Source organism: Mycolicibacterium arabiense (assembly GCF_010731815.2).
GTDB lineage: Bacteria > Actinomycetota > Actinomycetes > Mycobacteriales > Mycobacteriaceae > Mycobacterium > Mycobacterium arabiense.
On record NZ_AP022593.1, the window covers coordinates 5,211,120 to 5,224,923 of the forward strand.

Consider the following 13,804-nt stretch of genomic DNA (forward strand, 5'->3'; position numbering starts at 1 on the left):
CGTCAGCCGAGGAGTGCGGGCAGGCGCTGCAGCAGCGTCGGCAGTGCCGTGGCAGCGGTCTCGCGCAGGCTGAGGGTGGCAGACGCCGACAGCGCGGTGGCCTCGGGGTTCACCTCGATCACCGGGACGCCGTTGGCCAGCGCCATCTCCGGCAGGCCCGCAGCGGGGTAGACGACCGCCGACGTCCCGACCACGATCGCCACGTCGGCGTTGGCGACGGCCTCCACCGACCGGTCCCACGCCTCCGACGGCAGCGCCTCGCCGAACCAGACGACGTTCGGCCGGATCATGCCGCCGCACGCGCACCTGGGTGGGTTGACGGTCTCGACCGGCTCCGGCATGGCGGGAAGGTCGCCGTCGTAGGCGGCGTCGCAACGGGCGCAACGGAATTCGAAGAGGCTGCCGTGCAGGTGGTGCACCCGCTGACTGCCCGCGCGTTCGTGCAGGTCGTCGACGTTCTGGGTCACGACGTGCACCTCGGCGTAGTCCTGCCAGGCCGCGACGGCGCGATGGCCGTCGTTGGGCGCGACCGCCTTCATCATGTAGTGGCGCCACAGATACCAGGCCCACACCTTCTCCGGATGACGCTGCCAGCCCTCGGTGCTGGAGATTTCGTACGGGTCGACTTTCGCCCACAGTCCGGTCTCGACGTCGCGGAACGTCGGCACGCCACTCTCGGCTGAAATGCCTGCTCCGCTGAGCACGGTCACTTGCACGTTCACCAAAGTAGCCGTTCTTGGCCATACTGTGCAGGTGACCGATTTGGGGGAATGGGTTCGCGTCGATCCGCAGGCTGCGAGACCTCTGTTCGATCAATTGCGGGTGCAGATCATCGAGGGCATTCGGGAGGGCAGGCTGACGCCGGGGACGCGGCTGCCCACCGTGCGCGAACTCGCCACGCAATTGTCGATGGCGGTGAACACCGTCGCGCGGGCCTACCGGGAGCTGGAGTCCGCAGGCATCGTCGAGACCAGGGGGAGGTTCGGCACGTTCGTGGCCAGGGCCGATCCCGCCGACTCGGCGATGGCGAGCGCAGCTCACGCCTACGCGGCCGCCGCCCGCTCCCTCGGCGTGGACAAGGCCGCGGCGCTCAAGTACGTCGAAGCGGCGTTCGGTTAGCCGAATTCGAGCAGGGTGAACGCCGGCCGCACGGGGTCGAACAGCGGTATCCGCTGGATCGCCCACAGTGCTGCGTTGAACACCCGGCCGCGGCCCGCAGGCAGCGCCACGTCGTGCACGGCCCGGACGCCGGGTACCACGTCGACGAGTTTGGCGGCCTCGGACGCCGACATGCTGAACGGCATCGGGGGCACCTTGTAGCGCATCGACGTCCGCATGCCGCGGCGAGCGATCCAGGCGAACCACGACGGCGGCAGGTCGAACATCATGGCACCGCCGGGGAAGCGCTTCGCGCATTCGGTGATCAGCGCCATCGCCTCGGTCGGCTGCAGGTACATCAGCAGGCCCTCCGCCGTGATGAACACGCCGTCGGTCGGGTCGACGCGGTCCATCCAGCCGTAGTCGAGCGCCGACTGGGCGGCGACCTCGACGCGATCGGACTGTGGCAGCAGCTTGTTGCGCAGTTCGACGATGGGCGGCAGGTCGACGGTGAGCCAGCGGAACTTCCCGCCGGCGTGGGTCGAAAGCCGCCAGAAACTCGTCTGCAGACCCTCGGCCAGCGCCACGACGGTGGCCGCCGGGTGGTCGCGCAGATACGTGCGGGTCGCGTCGTCGAATGCGAGCGCTCGAATAGCCATGTCCTGGCGGCGGGCGTACCCGAACTTCGCGAAGTCGTAGTCGATCTTGTCGACGAGCGTGACTGCCATCGGATCGTCGATGATCGCGTCGGGCCTGCGGGCCTCGCTGGCGCGGACCTGCAACGTCAGCAGCGCGGTCTCCGAAACGCCGGACAGGACGGCGTCGACCTTGGATTCCGGGCGGGGTGTCGAAGTCACCTTCGCGAATGTACCGAAGGCCGGGAAACGGTCCGGTTCGTCAGCGGAACTCGAGCAGCGTGATGCTGGGCCGCGCCCGGCGTATCGGTCCGACGTGGTCGAGCCCAGGCCACGCCTTGAACAGCCCGCGTCCCGACGGGTAGGCGACGTCGCGAGCGGCTGCCACCCCGGGGATGCGGCCCGCCAGTCCTAGGGCCTCGTCGGCGCTCTGACCGAGCGGCATCGGGGGTGTGACGTAGCGGTCGGAGAGCTTGAAGCCCTTGAGCGTCCGCCTGCTGAACCAGCGCGGAATCGAGTCGAACATCATCCGACCGCCCGGGAACCTGGCCGCGCACTCGCGGATCAGTCCGATCGCACCGTCGGGGTCGAGGTACATCAGCAGACCCTCGGCGGTGATGAAGGCCCCGTGCGTCGAGTCGACCCGGTCCATCCACGAGGTGTCCAGCGCGGACTGTGCGAGCTCGACGATCCTGTCGTCGCGGGGGAGCAGACGCCTGCGCAGCTCCATCACCGGTGGCAGATCGATGGAGTACCAGCGTGATTCGCCAAGGACGCCCTCCCGGTCGAGGCGCCAGAAGCTGGTCTGTAGTCCCTCGGCCAGTGCGACGACGGCTGCCTTGGGATGGGTGGTCAGGTAGTCGCGTGCTGCGGCGTCGAACGCAACGGCGCGCAGGCCGTGCGACTGGTTGGGCTTACCGAACTTGAGGTAGTCGTAGGAGATCGTGTCGAACAGCGTCACCGCCCACGGGTCGCGGATCACGCCGTCGGACCGCTTGGCCTCGGAGGCGCGGTTGTGCAGGGTCCACAGGGTGGTTGCCGACACGCCCTCCAAGCCGTTGCCGTCGATCGCGCTCATGCCAGTCATCGTAGGTACCGTCGCGAAAACGAGGTCGGCTCCGTTGCATGCGGTCGTAGGCTGGCGTCATGACCCGTCACGTGATCGACGACAAGCTCCTGGCAGTGATCGCCAACAACTCGCTGGGAGTGCTCGCGACCATCAAGCGCGACGGTCGGCCCCAGTTGTCGAACGTGTCCTACCACTTCGATTCGCGCGAGGTGGCCATCAAGGTGTCGGTCACCGAGCCGCGGGCCAAGACGCGCAATCTCCGCCGCGACCCGCGGGCGTCGATCCACGTGGCCTCCGACGACGGCTGGTCCTACGCGGTCGCGGAGGGTGATGCCACGCTGACACCCCCCGCTGCGGCACCCGACGACGACACCGTCGAGGCGCTGATCGCGTTGTACCGCAACATCTCCGGCGAACACCCCGACTGGGACGACTACCGGCGGGCCATGGTCGACGACCGGCGAGTGGTGCTCACGCTGCCGGTCGCGCACCTCTACGGACTGCCGCCCGGGATCCGCTGACCGGCCGCTCGGGAAAAGGTCGCGCCGACGTAGCGTCCGGCAGGCTACTGTTCGTCCATGGCCGATGAACCCGAGGACGACAACAAGCGCAAGTTCCGCGAGGCGCTCGAGCGCAAGAAGGCCAACTCCGGGAACGGGTCGACGCCCACCGCGGGTGGGAACAAGCAACCACGTTCGCACGGCCCCGCCGAGAGTCGACGCGAGTTCCGCCGCAAGAGCGGCTAGCGAACCGAGGCCCGCACCGACGCCTTGCCGCCGAGGCGATGCACAGGCGGCCGAGGGGTTCTCGGGCCTAGGTAGAACCACTCAATTCGCGGCGGGGACCCGCCTGCCCGCTCGTTCCTGCCACAGGATCGCGGCCAGGCAGAGTGCCGAGAGCACCGCGACCGCGATCGCGAACGTGATGCCCGCGGTGCGCAGCCCCCAGTGCTCCGCGGCGACGCCCGCGCCGACGACGGGCAGCGAGATCGCCACGTAGGCCACCACGAAGTACGTCGAGCTGACCTCGGCGCGGCGCTCGGCAGGAGTGCCCTCCACGACGGCGGCCAGCCCGCGACTGAAGCTGATGCCTTGCCCGACGCCCGCGATCACGGCCGCCGCGATCAGCGTGGGCAGCGACGAGAAGTGCAGCGCGAGAGCCAACGTCGCCATGCCGAGCACGAGGATGCCGCACCCGACGGCGACTGCACGCTGGGCGTTGGTCCGTCGCGCGCAGATCTGGGCGATCGCCGAGGCGACGAAGATCGTGCTGGCCACCAGTCCGGCGACGGCGTGGTTGCCGATTCCGATCACGGTCGACAGGAACGACGGCGCGACGGCCATGAACAGTCCCGTCACCGTGAAACCCGCGAAGGCAGCCGTGGCCGCGGTGATGAACACCGGGCGCACCACCGGGGGAATCGACAGGCGCTGCAGGCCGATTCGGCCCGAGCGGGGCGCCGTCTCCGGCACCAGCAGCACTGCGACAGCCGCCACGAGCATCGCGGCGATGTGCACGACGAACGGGAGGATCAGGGGGTGCGGTGCGTACTGGACGAGTAGTCCCGCGACCACCGGGCCGAGGCTCAGCCCGCCGATGTTCGCGATGGTGGCCACGACGGCCGCGAACTCGCGGCGGGACTCCGGGGCGGCTTCGACGATCGCGGCGGTCGCGGTCCCTGTGGCGATGCCCGCGGAGAACCCCGAAAGCAGCCGCCCAATCAGCAGCACCGGGACGGTGTCGGCGAACAGGAACACCACCGCGCTGGCGACGGCGAAGCCGACGGCCGCCAGCAGCATCGGGCGCCGGCCGATCGCATCGGACCACCTGCCGAACACCAACAGAGCGGTGAGCACGCCGACCGCGTAGGTCGAGAAGATCACCGTCGTGGTCAGCACGTCGAAGTGCATGCGCTCGGCGTACAGCGCATAGATCGGCGTGGGCAGCGTGGTGCCCATCATTGCGGCGGCGAACAGGTAGGCCAGCAGCGCCAACCCGTAGCGCCGGGTAGCGGTCGGAGACGTCACACGTCGAGTGTCGAGCACGAACCCACACAACGCTGGCCGGGGGCGTGGCCTTCCCGGGTCATCCGGCAGCCCCCAGACGCCGAGATAGCGCTGACGGCGGTGAACTGCGAGTGGCAGTGGCCGTCAGCGCTATCTCGATGCGACCGCTAGTGCGAGATGGCCTTCTCCGCGCCGATGCCGGTCAGCGAGCGGACCTCCATCTCGGCCGCCACCTTGGGGTCCTCGTTGTCCGGGGAGGTCAGCGTGCCGACGATGCCGAGGATGAACGCCAGCGGGATCGACACGATGCCGGGGTTGGCCAGCGGGAACCAGGCGATGTCGACGCCGGGGATCATCGCGGTCTTCGATCCGGTCACGGCCGGGGAGAAGACGATGAGCACGATCGTCGAGATCAGGCCGCCGTACATGCTCCACAGCGCACCGCGGGTGTTGAACCGCCGCCAGTACAGCGAGTAGATGATCGTCGGCAGGTTGGCCGCCGCGGCGACGGCGAACGCCAGCGCCACCAGGAACGCGATGTTCTGGCCGTTGGCGAGGATGCCGAGGCCGATCGCCAGGATGCCGAGCACCACCGCGGTGATCCGGGAGACGCGCACCTGCTCGTCCTCGGTCACCTGGCCACGCTTGATCACGCTGGCGTACACGTCGTGGGCGAACGACGCCGACGCCGTGATGGTCAGCCCGGCCACCACCGCGAGGATGGTCGCGAACGCGACCGCGGAGATGATGCCGAGCAGGATGACCCCGCCGAGTTCGAACGCGAGCAGCGGTGCCGCGGAGTTGACCCCGCCCGGTGCGCCGAGGATGCGGTCGGGCCCGACGATTGCGGCGGCGCCGTAGCCGAGCGCGAGGGTGAACAGGTAGAACGCGCCGATCAGCGCGATCGCCCACACCACCGAGCGACGGGCTTCCTTGGCCGTGGGCACGGTGTAGAAGCGCATCAGGACGTGCGGGAGGCCCGCGGTGCCCAGCACCAGCGCCAGCGCCAGGGAGATGAAGTTGATCTGCGAGGTCAGCGATCCGCCGTACTGAGCACCGGGCGCCAGCACGTCGCGGTTGGCGACGCCTTCGGTGGTGGCGCTGGAGATCGCGGCCTGTGCGGAACCGAGGATCTCGGAGAAGTTCAGGCCGAACTTCGCCAGCACCATGATCGTCATGACCGCGGCGCCGGTGATCAGCAGTACCGCCTTGATGATCTGCACCCAGGTGGTGCCCTTCATGCCGCCGACGAGCACGTACACGATCATCAGCACGCCGACGACGGCGATCACGACCGCCTGGCCGGACTTGCTGGTGATGTCGAGCAGCAGGGCGACCAGGCCACCCGCACCGGCCATCTGGGCCAGCAGGTAGAACAGCGACACCATCAGCGTCGTGGTGGCGGCGGCCATCCGGACCGGACGCTGCTTGAGCCGGAAGCTCAGGACGTCGGCCATGGTGAACTTGCCGGTGTTGCGCAGCAATTCGGCCACCAGCAGCAGCGCGACGAGCCACGCGACGAGGAACCCGATCGAGTACAGAAAGCCGTCGTAGCCGTACACGGCGATGGCGCCCGCGATGCCGAGGAAGCTGGCGGCCGACAGGTAGTCGCCCGCGATGGCGATGCCGTTCTGCGGTCCGGAGAAGCCGCGCCCGCCGGTGAAGAACTCGTCGGCGGTGGCGTTCTTCTTGCTGGCCCGGATCACCACGATCATCGTGACGACCACGAACAGCGAGAAGATGCCGATGTTGGCTACGGGGTTGCCGACGGTCTCGGCGGCGAGGTAGGTCACTTGACCCGTCCTTCCAGCTCGGCCTCGAGGTCACCGCGGATGGCCGAGGCCCGTGGATCGAGGTTGCGGTTGGCGAAGCGGACGTAGATGCCGGTGATGATGAACGTCGTGAGGAACTGACCGAGGCCGATCAGCAGTCCGACGTTGACGTTGCCGAACACCTGGGTGGCCATGAAGTCGTGGGCGAAGGCGCCCAGCAGCACGTACAGGCCGTACCAGATCAGGAAGAACGCGGTCATCGGGAACACGAAGCGGCGCAGTCTGCTTCGCAGTTCTTGGAATTCGGGGCTGGCTTGCACTTCCAGATACCGCTCGCCGCTGATCGCGGCCGCGGGATCGGAAGGGATGGTCTCGGGCACCGCATGACTCCTGACGACGTGTGTGATTCCGAACTGAGGACTGAGCCTATTGAGACTCACGTCACATGTGGTGGCTTTCCCCCGGGTCGACGCCGAAACCGGGTGGACGTGCGCCGAGCGGTGCCTGCCCGGCGATGAGCGGTCAGCCGCGGGGGAGGCGCTCGACGCCCATGCCCAGGCGCTCGGGCAGATGCATGCGCGCGAAGATCCGGGCGACCTCGGGTGGGCGTGTCGACGCGGTGAGCCTGCTGACCACCACCATCGTGAGGAACGCCAGCGGCACGGTCACTGCGGCCGGATAGCCGACGATCGCTGCCGGCCAGCCGCCGAGTAGGTCCTCGTCGAGCCCACCGGTGACCGCGAGCGTCGTCGCCAGGCCCGAGGCGATGCCGCCGACCACCAGTCCGACGGCTGCGCCCGCGGCCGTCAGCCCGCGCCACCAGATCCCGAGGACCAGCAGCGGGCAGAGTGTCGACGCGGCGACGGCGAACGCCAGCCCGACGCTGCGCGACAGCTCGAGGGAAGACGCCAGCAGCGCAAGGGGAATGGGGATGACGCCGCCGACCAGGGCCGCGATGCGGAAGTCGCGGACCCGCCCGCGCAGGACGTCGGTCGACAGCGCGCCCGCGATGCTGACCAGCAGGCCCGACGACGTGGCGAGGAACGCGGCGATGGCCCCGGCGGCGACCAGTGCGGCCAGGACGGCGCCTGCCACCCCACCCACCGCGGCGCTGGGGAGCAGCAGCACCGCGGCGTCGGCCGTGCCGGTGATGAGTAGCTGCGGCACGAACTGGCGCGCGAACACCCCGAGCAGCGTGGGGAACAGATAGAACAGCGACAGCAGCGCGATGACGGCCAGTGCCGTGCGCCGGGCCGCCCTGCCGTCGGGGTTCGTATAGAACCGCACCAGCACGTGCGGCAGGCCCATGGTGCCCAGGAACGTCGCGACGATGATCGACAGCACCTGATACGTCGGGTGGCTGCCGCCGAGGCCCCCGCCCGAGGCCATCCAGTCGTCCCCGGCGCCGGGCGCCCCGGCGACCACCGGTGTCGCCGAACCGGCCGCCAGCGTCAACGTGGTGCCCGCTCGCAGGGTGTACTCGCCCGGCGCGGTGAACGGCGCGTCGGCGACCGGTGCGCCGTTCACCGTTCCGGTCACCGAGATGCCTTGCGGCGCAGCCACCTGGACCACGACGTCGGTCTCGACGGTGACGGTGGTCTGCTCGCCGATCAGCGGCGGCAGGGCCCCACCGAGATCGGTGCCGTCCCGCATGACCAGCGTCAGCAGCGCCAGCGCCGGGACGGCGATGGCGGTCAGCTTGAGCCAGTACTGGAAGGCCTGCACGAACGTGATCGAGCGCATACCGCCGCCGACGACGTTGACGATCACGATGGCGCCCACGGCCACCGGCCCCACCCAGACCGGCAGTCCGAGCAGCGTCTTGAGCGCCAGGCCTGCGCCCTGGTACTGGGGGACCAGGTAGAACACGCACACCACGACGACGACGAGCATCGCGACCTTGCGCAGCCGCGGCGAGCCGAGGCGGAACTCCGCGAAGTCGGGCACCGTGTAGGCCCCCGAGCGCCGCAGCGGCGCGGCCACGAAGAGCAGCAGGCCCAGGTATCCCGCGGTGAACCCGACCGGGTACCACAGCGCGTCGGCGCCGTACTTCGCGATCAGGCCAGCGACCCCGAGAAACGATGCGGCGGAGAGGTACTCACCCGACACCGCGGCGGCGTTCCACTGCGGGCCGATGCTGCGCGACGCGACGAGGAAGTCGGACGTCGTGCGGGACAGCCTGATTCCGTAGAAGCCGATGACGATGGTGGCCAGCGCCGAGATCGAGAGCGCGGCGGCCGTCAGTGGCGCTGCAATCATCGTGGGCCGGTCACGGTTCGCCGTCGACGACGCGGACGAAGTCGCGCTCACCCTGTTCGGCCAGTCGCACGTACAGGCGGCCCACCCCGTAGAGGACCGGGTAGACCAGTACGGCGAGGACGAGCCAGTTGAGCCGGATGCCGCCGACCCGGACCTCGGAGAGTTCCGGGAACGCCCCGATCAGCAGCGGCACGGCGGCGACCGTGAACACGACGACGGTCGCCAGGCGCAGTGCCAGGCCGAGTTGGGCGCGTACCAGCCCGCGCACCAGCGCGTCGCCGACCTGGGTCTGCTCCTGCACCTCCACGCGTGTCCTGATCACCCGCGCGCCGCGCCGCTGCGACAACACGACCCGCTCGCGGTGCGGTCTGGTCACGAGTCCTCGCCAGGCCGCAGGTTGCGCATCGGGTCGCGGACCAACCGGTCCCGCAGTTCCTTGGCCTGCCTGCGGCTCACCGGTAGCTCCACCGCAGGCGATGCACCGTTGGCGCGCAACCGGACCAGCACCGAACCCTCCGTGCTGCGCAGACCGGTGACCTGCCGCAGTGCCACCAGGTACGAGCGGTGGATGCGCTGGAAACCCCGCTCCCGCCAACGAGATTCAAGCGTGCTGAGCGGGATCCGGACCAGGTGTGCGCCTGACGCCGAGTGCAGTCGCGCGTAGTCGCCCTCGGCCTCCACCCAGCCGATGCTGTCCCGCGGCACGAGGTGCGTGATGCCGCCCAGTTCGGCGGGGATGACGTCGGCGTCGGCCTCCGCCAGGTCGGCGGGCGGTTCGCCGTCGCCGGTGTCGCGCCGCGCCTCCGTCGCCGCGGTCTGCACGCGTCGCACCGCCTCGTCGAGGCGGCTCTGCCGGATCGGCTTGAGCAGGTAGTCGACCGCGCCCACGTCGAACGCCTCGACCGCCTTGTCGTCGTGCGCGGTGACGAACACGACCGCGGGCCGGTCGGAGAAGTTGGCCAGCACGCCTGCCAGTTCCAAGCCGCTGAGGCCGGGCATGTTGATGTCGAGGAACACCGCGTCGAACGGTCGGGCGTTGAGTTCGCGCAGTGCCGAGGTGGCGTCGGCGGCCGTGACCACCTCGTCGATGCACGGGTGTTCGCCGAGCAGGTAGGCCAGTTCGTCGAGGGCGGGTGCCTCGTCGTCGACGGCCAGCACGGCGAGATGGCTCTTCACGTCATGCACCTCCGCCGGCTCGGACGCCCGAACGGAACTTCGGCACCCGCATGATGACCTTCGTGCCCGCCCCCATGGCCGTCTCGACCACCAGACCGTAGTCGTTTCCGAACGCCGCGCGCAGGCGATGGTCCACATTGGTCAGCCCGACGTGTGCCGAATGCCCAGCGGAGGCGTCAGCACCGTCGGCCAGGGCGTCGGCGGGCCCGGACCGCAGGGCCTCGGGGTCCATGCCCGCGCCGTCGTCCTCCACGGTCACGACGCAGTCGGTGCCCTCGTCGAGTGCGACGATCTCCACCGTCCCACCCCCGCGGCCGGCCAACCCGTGGCGAACGGCGTTCTCCACCAACGGTTGCAGGGCCAGGAACGGCACCACGACGTTGAGCATCTCGGGGGCCACCCGAAGCCTGACCGTGAGCGCCTCGCCGAACCTGGCGCGTTCCAGGGTCAGGTATCGGTCGATGTTGCGCAGCTCGTCGGACAGCGTGGTGTACTGCCCGGCGGCGCGGAACGAGTAGCGGGTGAAGTCGGCGAATTCGAGGATCAGCTCGCGCGCGCGGGCGGGGTCGGTGCGCACGAACGACGCGATCGTGTTCAGCGCGTTGTAGATGAAGTGCGGGCTGATCTGGGCGCGCAGCGCGAGCACCTCGGCGCGGTCGAGGCGCGCCCGCGATGCATCGAGGTCGGCGAGTTCGAGTTGGCTCGCGGCGTAGCGGGCCACCTCGCCGATCGCGCCGAGCGTGCCGGGGCCGGGTTCCCGGGCGGTCACGACCACCAGGACGCCGAGCGTGTCGCCGCCATCGGTCACCAGCGGCTGGGCGATCATGGCGCCCGCCCGATGCGTCGCCATCGTCCTGCGCTGCCCGGACAGCGCGCCTGCCGCGGCGGTGTCGGCGGCGGCGAGCGCGTCGGGTGGCCAGGCGTCGGTGTCCGGCGGGTCGTGGGCGAGCCGCTGGCCCGCCTCGTCGGCGACGACGACGGCGTCGGCACCGGTGAGCCGCCGCAGGAAGGGTGCCGCACGCTGGGCCGAGTCGGCGTTCAGGCCGTCGCGCAGCGCGTGGGCGGCCAGCGACGCGGTGTGCAGGGCCTCGTGGGTCGCGCGTTCGGTCGGCGTGGCCACCACCCGTCGGGTCCGCACGACGACGACGGCCGCGACCACGGTGGCCAGGATCAGCGCTGCTGCGAGCGCCGACGCGATCTCGCCAGGCATGTCACCTCGCACGGTCGTGTCTGGGCTGGTCAGGGTGACCGGGGCTCACCTTAGACTGGCGGCGTGGCCGACTCCCAGCGTGCGGCTGGTGCGATGCGCGTTGATCCCTACTGAACGGGGCAGGCGTACTTCCTGGCCACGTCCATCACGCGCTCCTGCGCTCCCGGGCCGATGACCCCTTGAGCGGCCATCTCCAAGCCGATGTATCCCGGTATGCCGCCGACACACGCCTGGTGAGCAACGCGCCACGCTGTGTCTGGATTCAGGTGGTAGCCATTGCGTTCCAGGCCTTGCATGTACTCGTTGAATGCCGGCGTGCCCTGGTCTGGCACCGCGTGGGCCGCGCTGGCCAGGGCAATCGCGGTCCCGACCGCTGCGACGAGGGGTGCGATCACCCGTCTCATGTCCGCCTCCTCGGGGCGTATCCACCAGTTGTCGGCTCAACGATTGCACATCCCAGCGAAGAAGAGACCGGAACGGACCCGATCGGTTTCGTCGGGCTCGTCCTAAACTGTGCGGATGCCCAAGCTGCAGCTCGTGCAAGATCCGGCCGCCGATGCGCTGCTGGAGTCGAACCCGTTCGCGTTGCTGGTCGGCATGCTGCTCGATCAGCAGATCCCGATGGAAGTGGCGTTCGCCGGCCCGCGCAAGATCGCCGACCGCATGGGTGACCTGGACGCCAGGGAGATCGCCGACTACGACCCGGAGAAGTTCATCGCCCTGGTCTCCGAACGACCTGCCGTGCACCGCTTTCCGGGGTCGATGGGCAAGCGGGTGCAGGACCTCGCCCGGGTCATCGTCGACGACTATGACGGCAATGCCGCCGCGCTGTGGACCGCCGGTGACCCCGACGGCCCCGAGGTGCTGCGCAGGCTCAAGGCGCTGCCAGGCTTCGGCGACCAGAAGGCCCGCATCTTCCTTGCCCTGCTCGGCAAGCAGTACGGCGTGACGCCCGCGGGCTGGCGCGAGGCCGCGGGTGACTACGGCAAGCAGGGCACGCACATGTCGGTGGCCGACGTCGTCGATGCGGGGTCGCTGGACAAGGTGCGGGCGTTCAAGAAGGCAACCAAGGCCGCAGCGAAGGCCGCCAAGGCCTGACCCGTACGCGCCGAGCCTGCTGGGAGATAGCGTATGCAGCTGATTTCGCGATCCGTCCGCAGTCTCGGCGGCGGGGGTAGGGCCGCTCGTGGGATCGTGAATGCATGGCGAAGACACACTTGAACTGCCCGTGCGGCGAGGCGATCACCGGCTCGGACGAGAACGATCTGGTGGAGAAGGCGCAAACGCACCTTGCAGAAGCACATCCCGGTCGCGAGTACGACCGGGAGATGATCCTGTTCATGGCCTACTAGTCGAGACCCAGAACCGAACCAAGAGCCGCGAGCGTGCGCGTCCCGCCGGTGAATCAGGCCGGCGTCAGGGGTGGGCGCGCACGCTCGCGGATTGGGACGGTGGCGTTCAGGGCACCACCGTCGAGCCAATGGTCGGCATGAACTGGCACTGCTTCTCGGTCGTCGTGACCTGACCGAAGATCGTGGACATGATGCTGCCGGAGCCGGTGTTGGCGATCGCCGTCAACGTGGTGGGGCCCTCGGGGTTGATGTCGGCCTGCGGCTTGAGCGTCGCCGACCCCGATTCGCCCGTGGTCAGGTTGACCCAGGTGACGTTCAGCGGCAGCTTCTGCTCGGCCGCCGGGCCGGGTGTGCCGACCGCGGTGAAGACGTACGCGGTCTGACCCGCGGCCGGTCCCGGGGCGGGGATCTTCGCCGGGCCCGCGACCGAGATGGCCGTCGCGAGAACGTTTCCGCCGTCCTTGGTGCACCCGTTGCTGATCGACGGGTACATGAAGTCCTGCGTGACGGGGGCGTCGGGGCCGAAGGCCGGGTTGGCGCCCGGCGCGGGCGCCGGAGCGGGGGTGGCGGCCGGCGCGGGTGCCGGAGCGGGGGTGGCGGCGGGGGCGGGTGCCGGAGCAGCGGCCTCGGGTGCAGGTGCAGGTGCGGGCGCGGCCAGCGGTGCCGCCTCGGGTGCGGGCGGCGCCGGGACGGGCGGGGCGTCGGGCGCGGGAGCCGGTGCTGGCGCGGCTGCGGGTGCCGCTACCGCCGCGGCCTCCGGCGCAGGTGCGCCCTCGGGGACCGGGATCGGTCCGACGACGTGTTCCGGGTTGACGCCTGCGGGCAGGTGCACGTCGGCAGTCGGCGCCGCCTGCGCCGCCGGCGCGTGTGCCACCGGGGCTGCCGCGGGATCGGCCACGAACTGGTTGACCGCCGCCGCCACGTTCTTCGAGTCGGTCGGCGCCGCGGAATTGCCCGCGAACGCCGCCGCGGCGGCCATGAGCATCGATGCGGCGTTGGTCGGGTCGGCGGCCGCCTGCTGAATGGCGGGCCCCAGACTCTCCATCGCCGGCAGGCCCGGTGCCTGCAGGCCGTTGATCGGCGCGGGCACCGGCTGCACGGGTTCGGCGTGGGCGGGCGCAGCGATGGCTTGGCCTCCCAACGTCAGTGCGGCCGACGCGCCCAGCGCGACGAACAGCGTCCTCATCGATGTCATGACTCTCCCGGGATAGATAGCGGTAAGCGGCT

17 protein-coding genes are annotated in these 13,804 nt (G+C 69.9%); 5 read left to right on the forward strand and 12 right to left on the reverse strand.

The window, feature by feature from the left end; translation table 11 throughout:
* Window positions 1-2: 2 nt before the first annotated feature.
* Entirely contained in the window at window positions 3-716 is a 714-nt protein-coding gene (locus G6N61_RS26825; protein WP_163925129.1) for an NAD-dependent deacylase, read from the reverse strand.
* A 37-nt stretch (window positions 717-753) separates the two neighbouring features.
* On the opposite strand from G6N61_RS26825, the gene G6N61_RS26830 reads away from it, so the two are divergent.
* Entirely contained in the window at window positions 754-1,119 is a 366-nt protein-coding gene (locus tag G6N61_RS26830; RefSeq protein ID WP_163923561.1) for an Rv1152 family transcriptional regulator, read from the forward strand.
* Here G6N61_RS26830 and G6N61_RS26835 read toward each other — a convergent pair.
* Both G6N61_RS26835 and G6N61_RS26840 read right to left on the reverse strand, forming a co-directional pair.
* Window positions 1,116-1,955 carry a class I SAM-dependent methyltransferase gene (locus G6N61_RS26835; protein WP_163923564.1) on the reverse strand — a complete coding sequence of 280 codons (840 nt, stop codon included), beginning with the start codon at window positions 1,953-1,955 and terminating at the stop codon, window positions 1,116-1,118. The genes G6N61_RS26830 and G6N61_RS26835 overlap by 4 nt on opposite strands.
* Window positions 1,956-1,995: 40 nt before the next feature.
* Complete coding sequence (locus tag G6N61_RS26840) at window positions 1,996-2,820, reverse strand: class I SAM-dependent methyltransferase (protein WP_235887317.1); 825 nt, start codon at window positions 2,818-2,820, stop codon at window positions 1,996-1,998.
* A 59-nt stretch (window positions 2,821-2,879) separates the two neighbouring features.
* On the opposite strand from G6N61_RS26840, the gene G6N61_RS26845 reads away from it, so the two are divergent.
* On the forward strand, window positions 2,880-3,323 hold the full coding sequence (locus G6N61_RS26845; protein WP_163923571.1) for a PPOX class F420-dependent oxidoreductase: 444 nt from the start codon (window positions 2,880-2,882) through the stop codon (window positions 3,321-3,323).
* A gap of 57 nt (window positions 3,324-3,380) precedes the next feature.
* A complete protein-coding gene (locus G6N61_RS26850; protein WP_163923574.1) occupies window positions 3,381-3,548 on the forward strand; it encodes a DUF5302 domain-containing protein in 168 nt (55 codons plus the stop codon).
* Between the two features lie 81 nt (window positions 3,549-3,629).
* On the opposite strand, the gene G6N61_RS26855 is transcribed toward G6N61_RS26850, so the two are convergent.
* The 8 genes from G6N61_RS26855 to G6N61_RS26890 form a co-directional block, all read right to left on the reverse strand.
* Window positions 3,630-4,829 (reverse strand): MFS transporter, encoded by a 1,200-nt coding sequence (locus G6N61_RS26855; RefSeq protein ID WP_264076867.1) that lies wholly within the window; start codon window positions 4,827-4,829, stop codon window positions 3,630-3,632.
* Between the two features lie 146 nt (window positions 4,830-4,975).
* Complete coding sequence (locus G6N61_RS26860) at window positions 4,976-6,601, reverse strand: monocarboxylic acid transporter (RefSeq protein ID WP_163923577.1); 1,626 nt, start codon at window positions 6,599-6,601, stop codon at window positions 4,976-4,978.
* Entirely contained in the window at window positions 6,598-6,960 is a 363-nt protein-coding gene (locus tag G6N61_RS26865) for a DUF485 domain-containing protein (protein ID WP_235887318.1), read from the reverse strand. The genes G6N61_RS26860 and G6N61_RS26865 overlap by 4 nt, the downstream gene beginning before the upstream one ends.
* A gap of 142 nt (window positions 6,961-7,102) precedes the next feature.
* On the reverse strand, window positions 7,103-8,839 hold the full coding sequence (locus tag G6N61_RS26870; RefSeq protein ID WP_163923580.1) for a sodium/solute symporter: 1,737 nt from the start codon (window positions 8,837-8,839) through the stop codon (window positions 7,103-7,105).
* A 10-nt stretch (window positions 8,840-8,849) separates the two neighbouring features.
* Entirely contained in the window at window positions 8,850-9,215 is a 366-nt protein-coding gene (locus tag G6N61_RS26875) for a hypothetical protein (RefSeq protein WP_163923583.1), read from the reverse strand.
* The gene (locus G6N61_RS26880) at window positions 9,212-10,015 is read right to left on the reverse strand and encodes a LytR/AlgR family response regulator transcription factor (protein ID WP_163923586.1); all 804 of its coding nucleotides are present in this window, start codon (window positions 10,013-10,015) and stop codon (window positions 9,212-9,214) included. The genes G6N61_RS26875 and G6N61_RS26880 overlap by 4 nt, the downstream gene beginning before the upstream one ends.
* Before the next feature lies 1 nt (window position 10,016).
* On the reverse strand, window positions 10,017-11,225 hold the full coding sequence (locus G6N61_RS26885; RefSeq protein WP_163923589.1) for a sensor histidine kinase: 1,209 nt from the start codon (window positions 11,223-11,225) through the stop codon (window positions 10,017-10,019).
* Between the two features lie 107 nt (window positions 11,226-11,332).
* Complete coding sequence (locus G6N61_RS26890) at window positions 11,333-11,629, reverse strand: DUF732 domain-containing protein (protein WP_163923593.1); 297 nt, start codon at window positions 11,627-11,629, stop codon at window positions 11,333-11,335.
* Window positions 11,630-11,744: 115 nt separating this feature from the next.
* Here G6N61_RS26890 and G6N61_RS26895 point away from each other — a divergent pair, with 115 nt between their 5' ends.
* Complete coding sequence (locus G6N61_RS26895) at window positions 11,745-12,323, forward strand: HhH-GPD-type base excision DNA repair protein (protein WP_163923596.1); 579 nt, start codon at window positions 11,745-11,747, stop codon at window positions 12,321-12,323.
* Window positions 12,324-12,427: 104 nt separating this feature from the next.
* Window positions 12,428-12,577: a DUF1059 domain-containing protein gene (locus G6N61_RS26900; RefSeq protein WP_163923599.1), complete on the forward strand. Its 150-nt coding sequence runs from the start codon at window positions 12,428-12,430 to the stop codon at window positions 12,575-12,577.
* A gap of 106 nt (window positions 12,578-12,683) precedes the next feature.
* On the opposite strand, the gene G6N61_RS26905 is transcribed toward G6N61_RS26900, so the two are convergent.
* Window positions 12,684-13,772 (reverse strand): Rv1157c family protein, encoded by a 1,089-nt coding sequence (locus G6N61_RS26905; RefSeq protein WP_163923602.1) that lies wholly within the window; start codon window positions 13,770-13,772, stop codon window positions 12,684-12,686.
* Window positions 13,773-13,804: the final 32 nt, after the last annotated feature.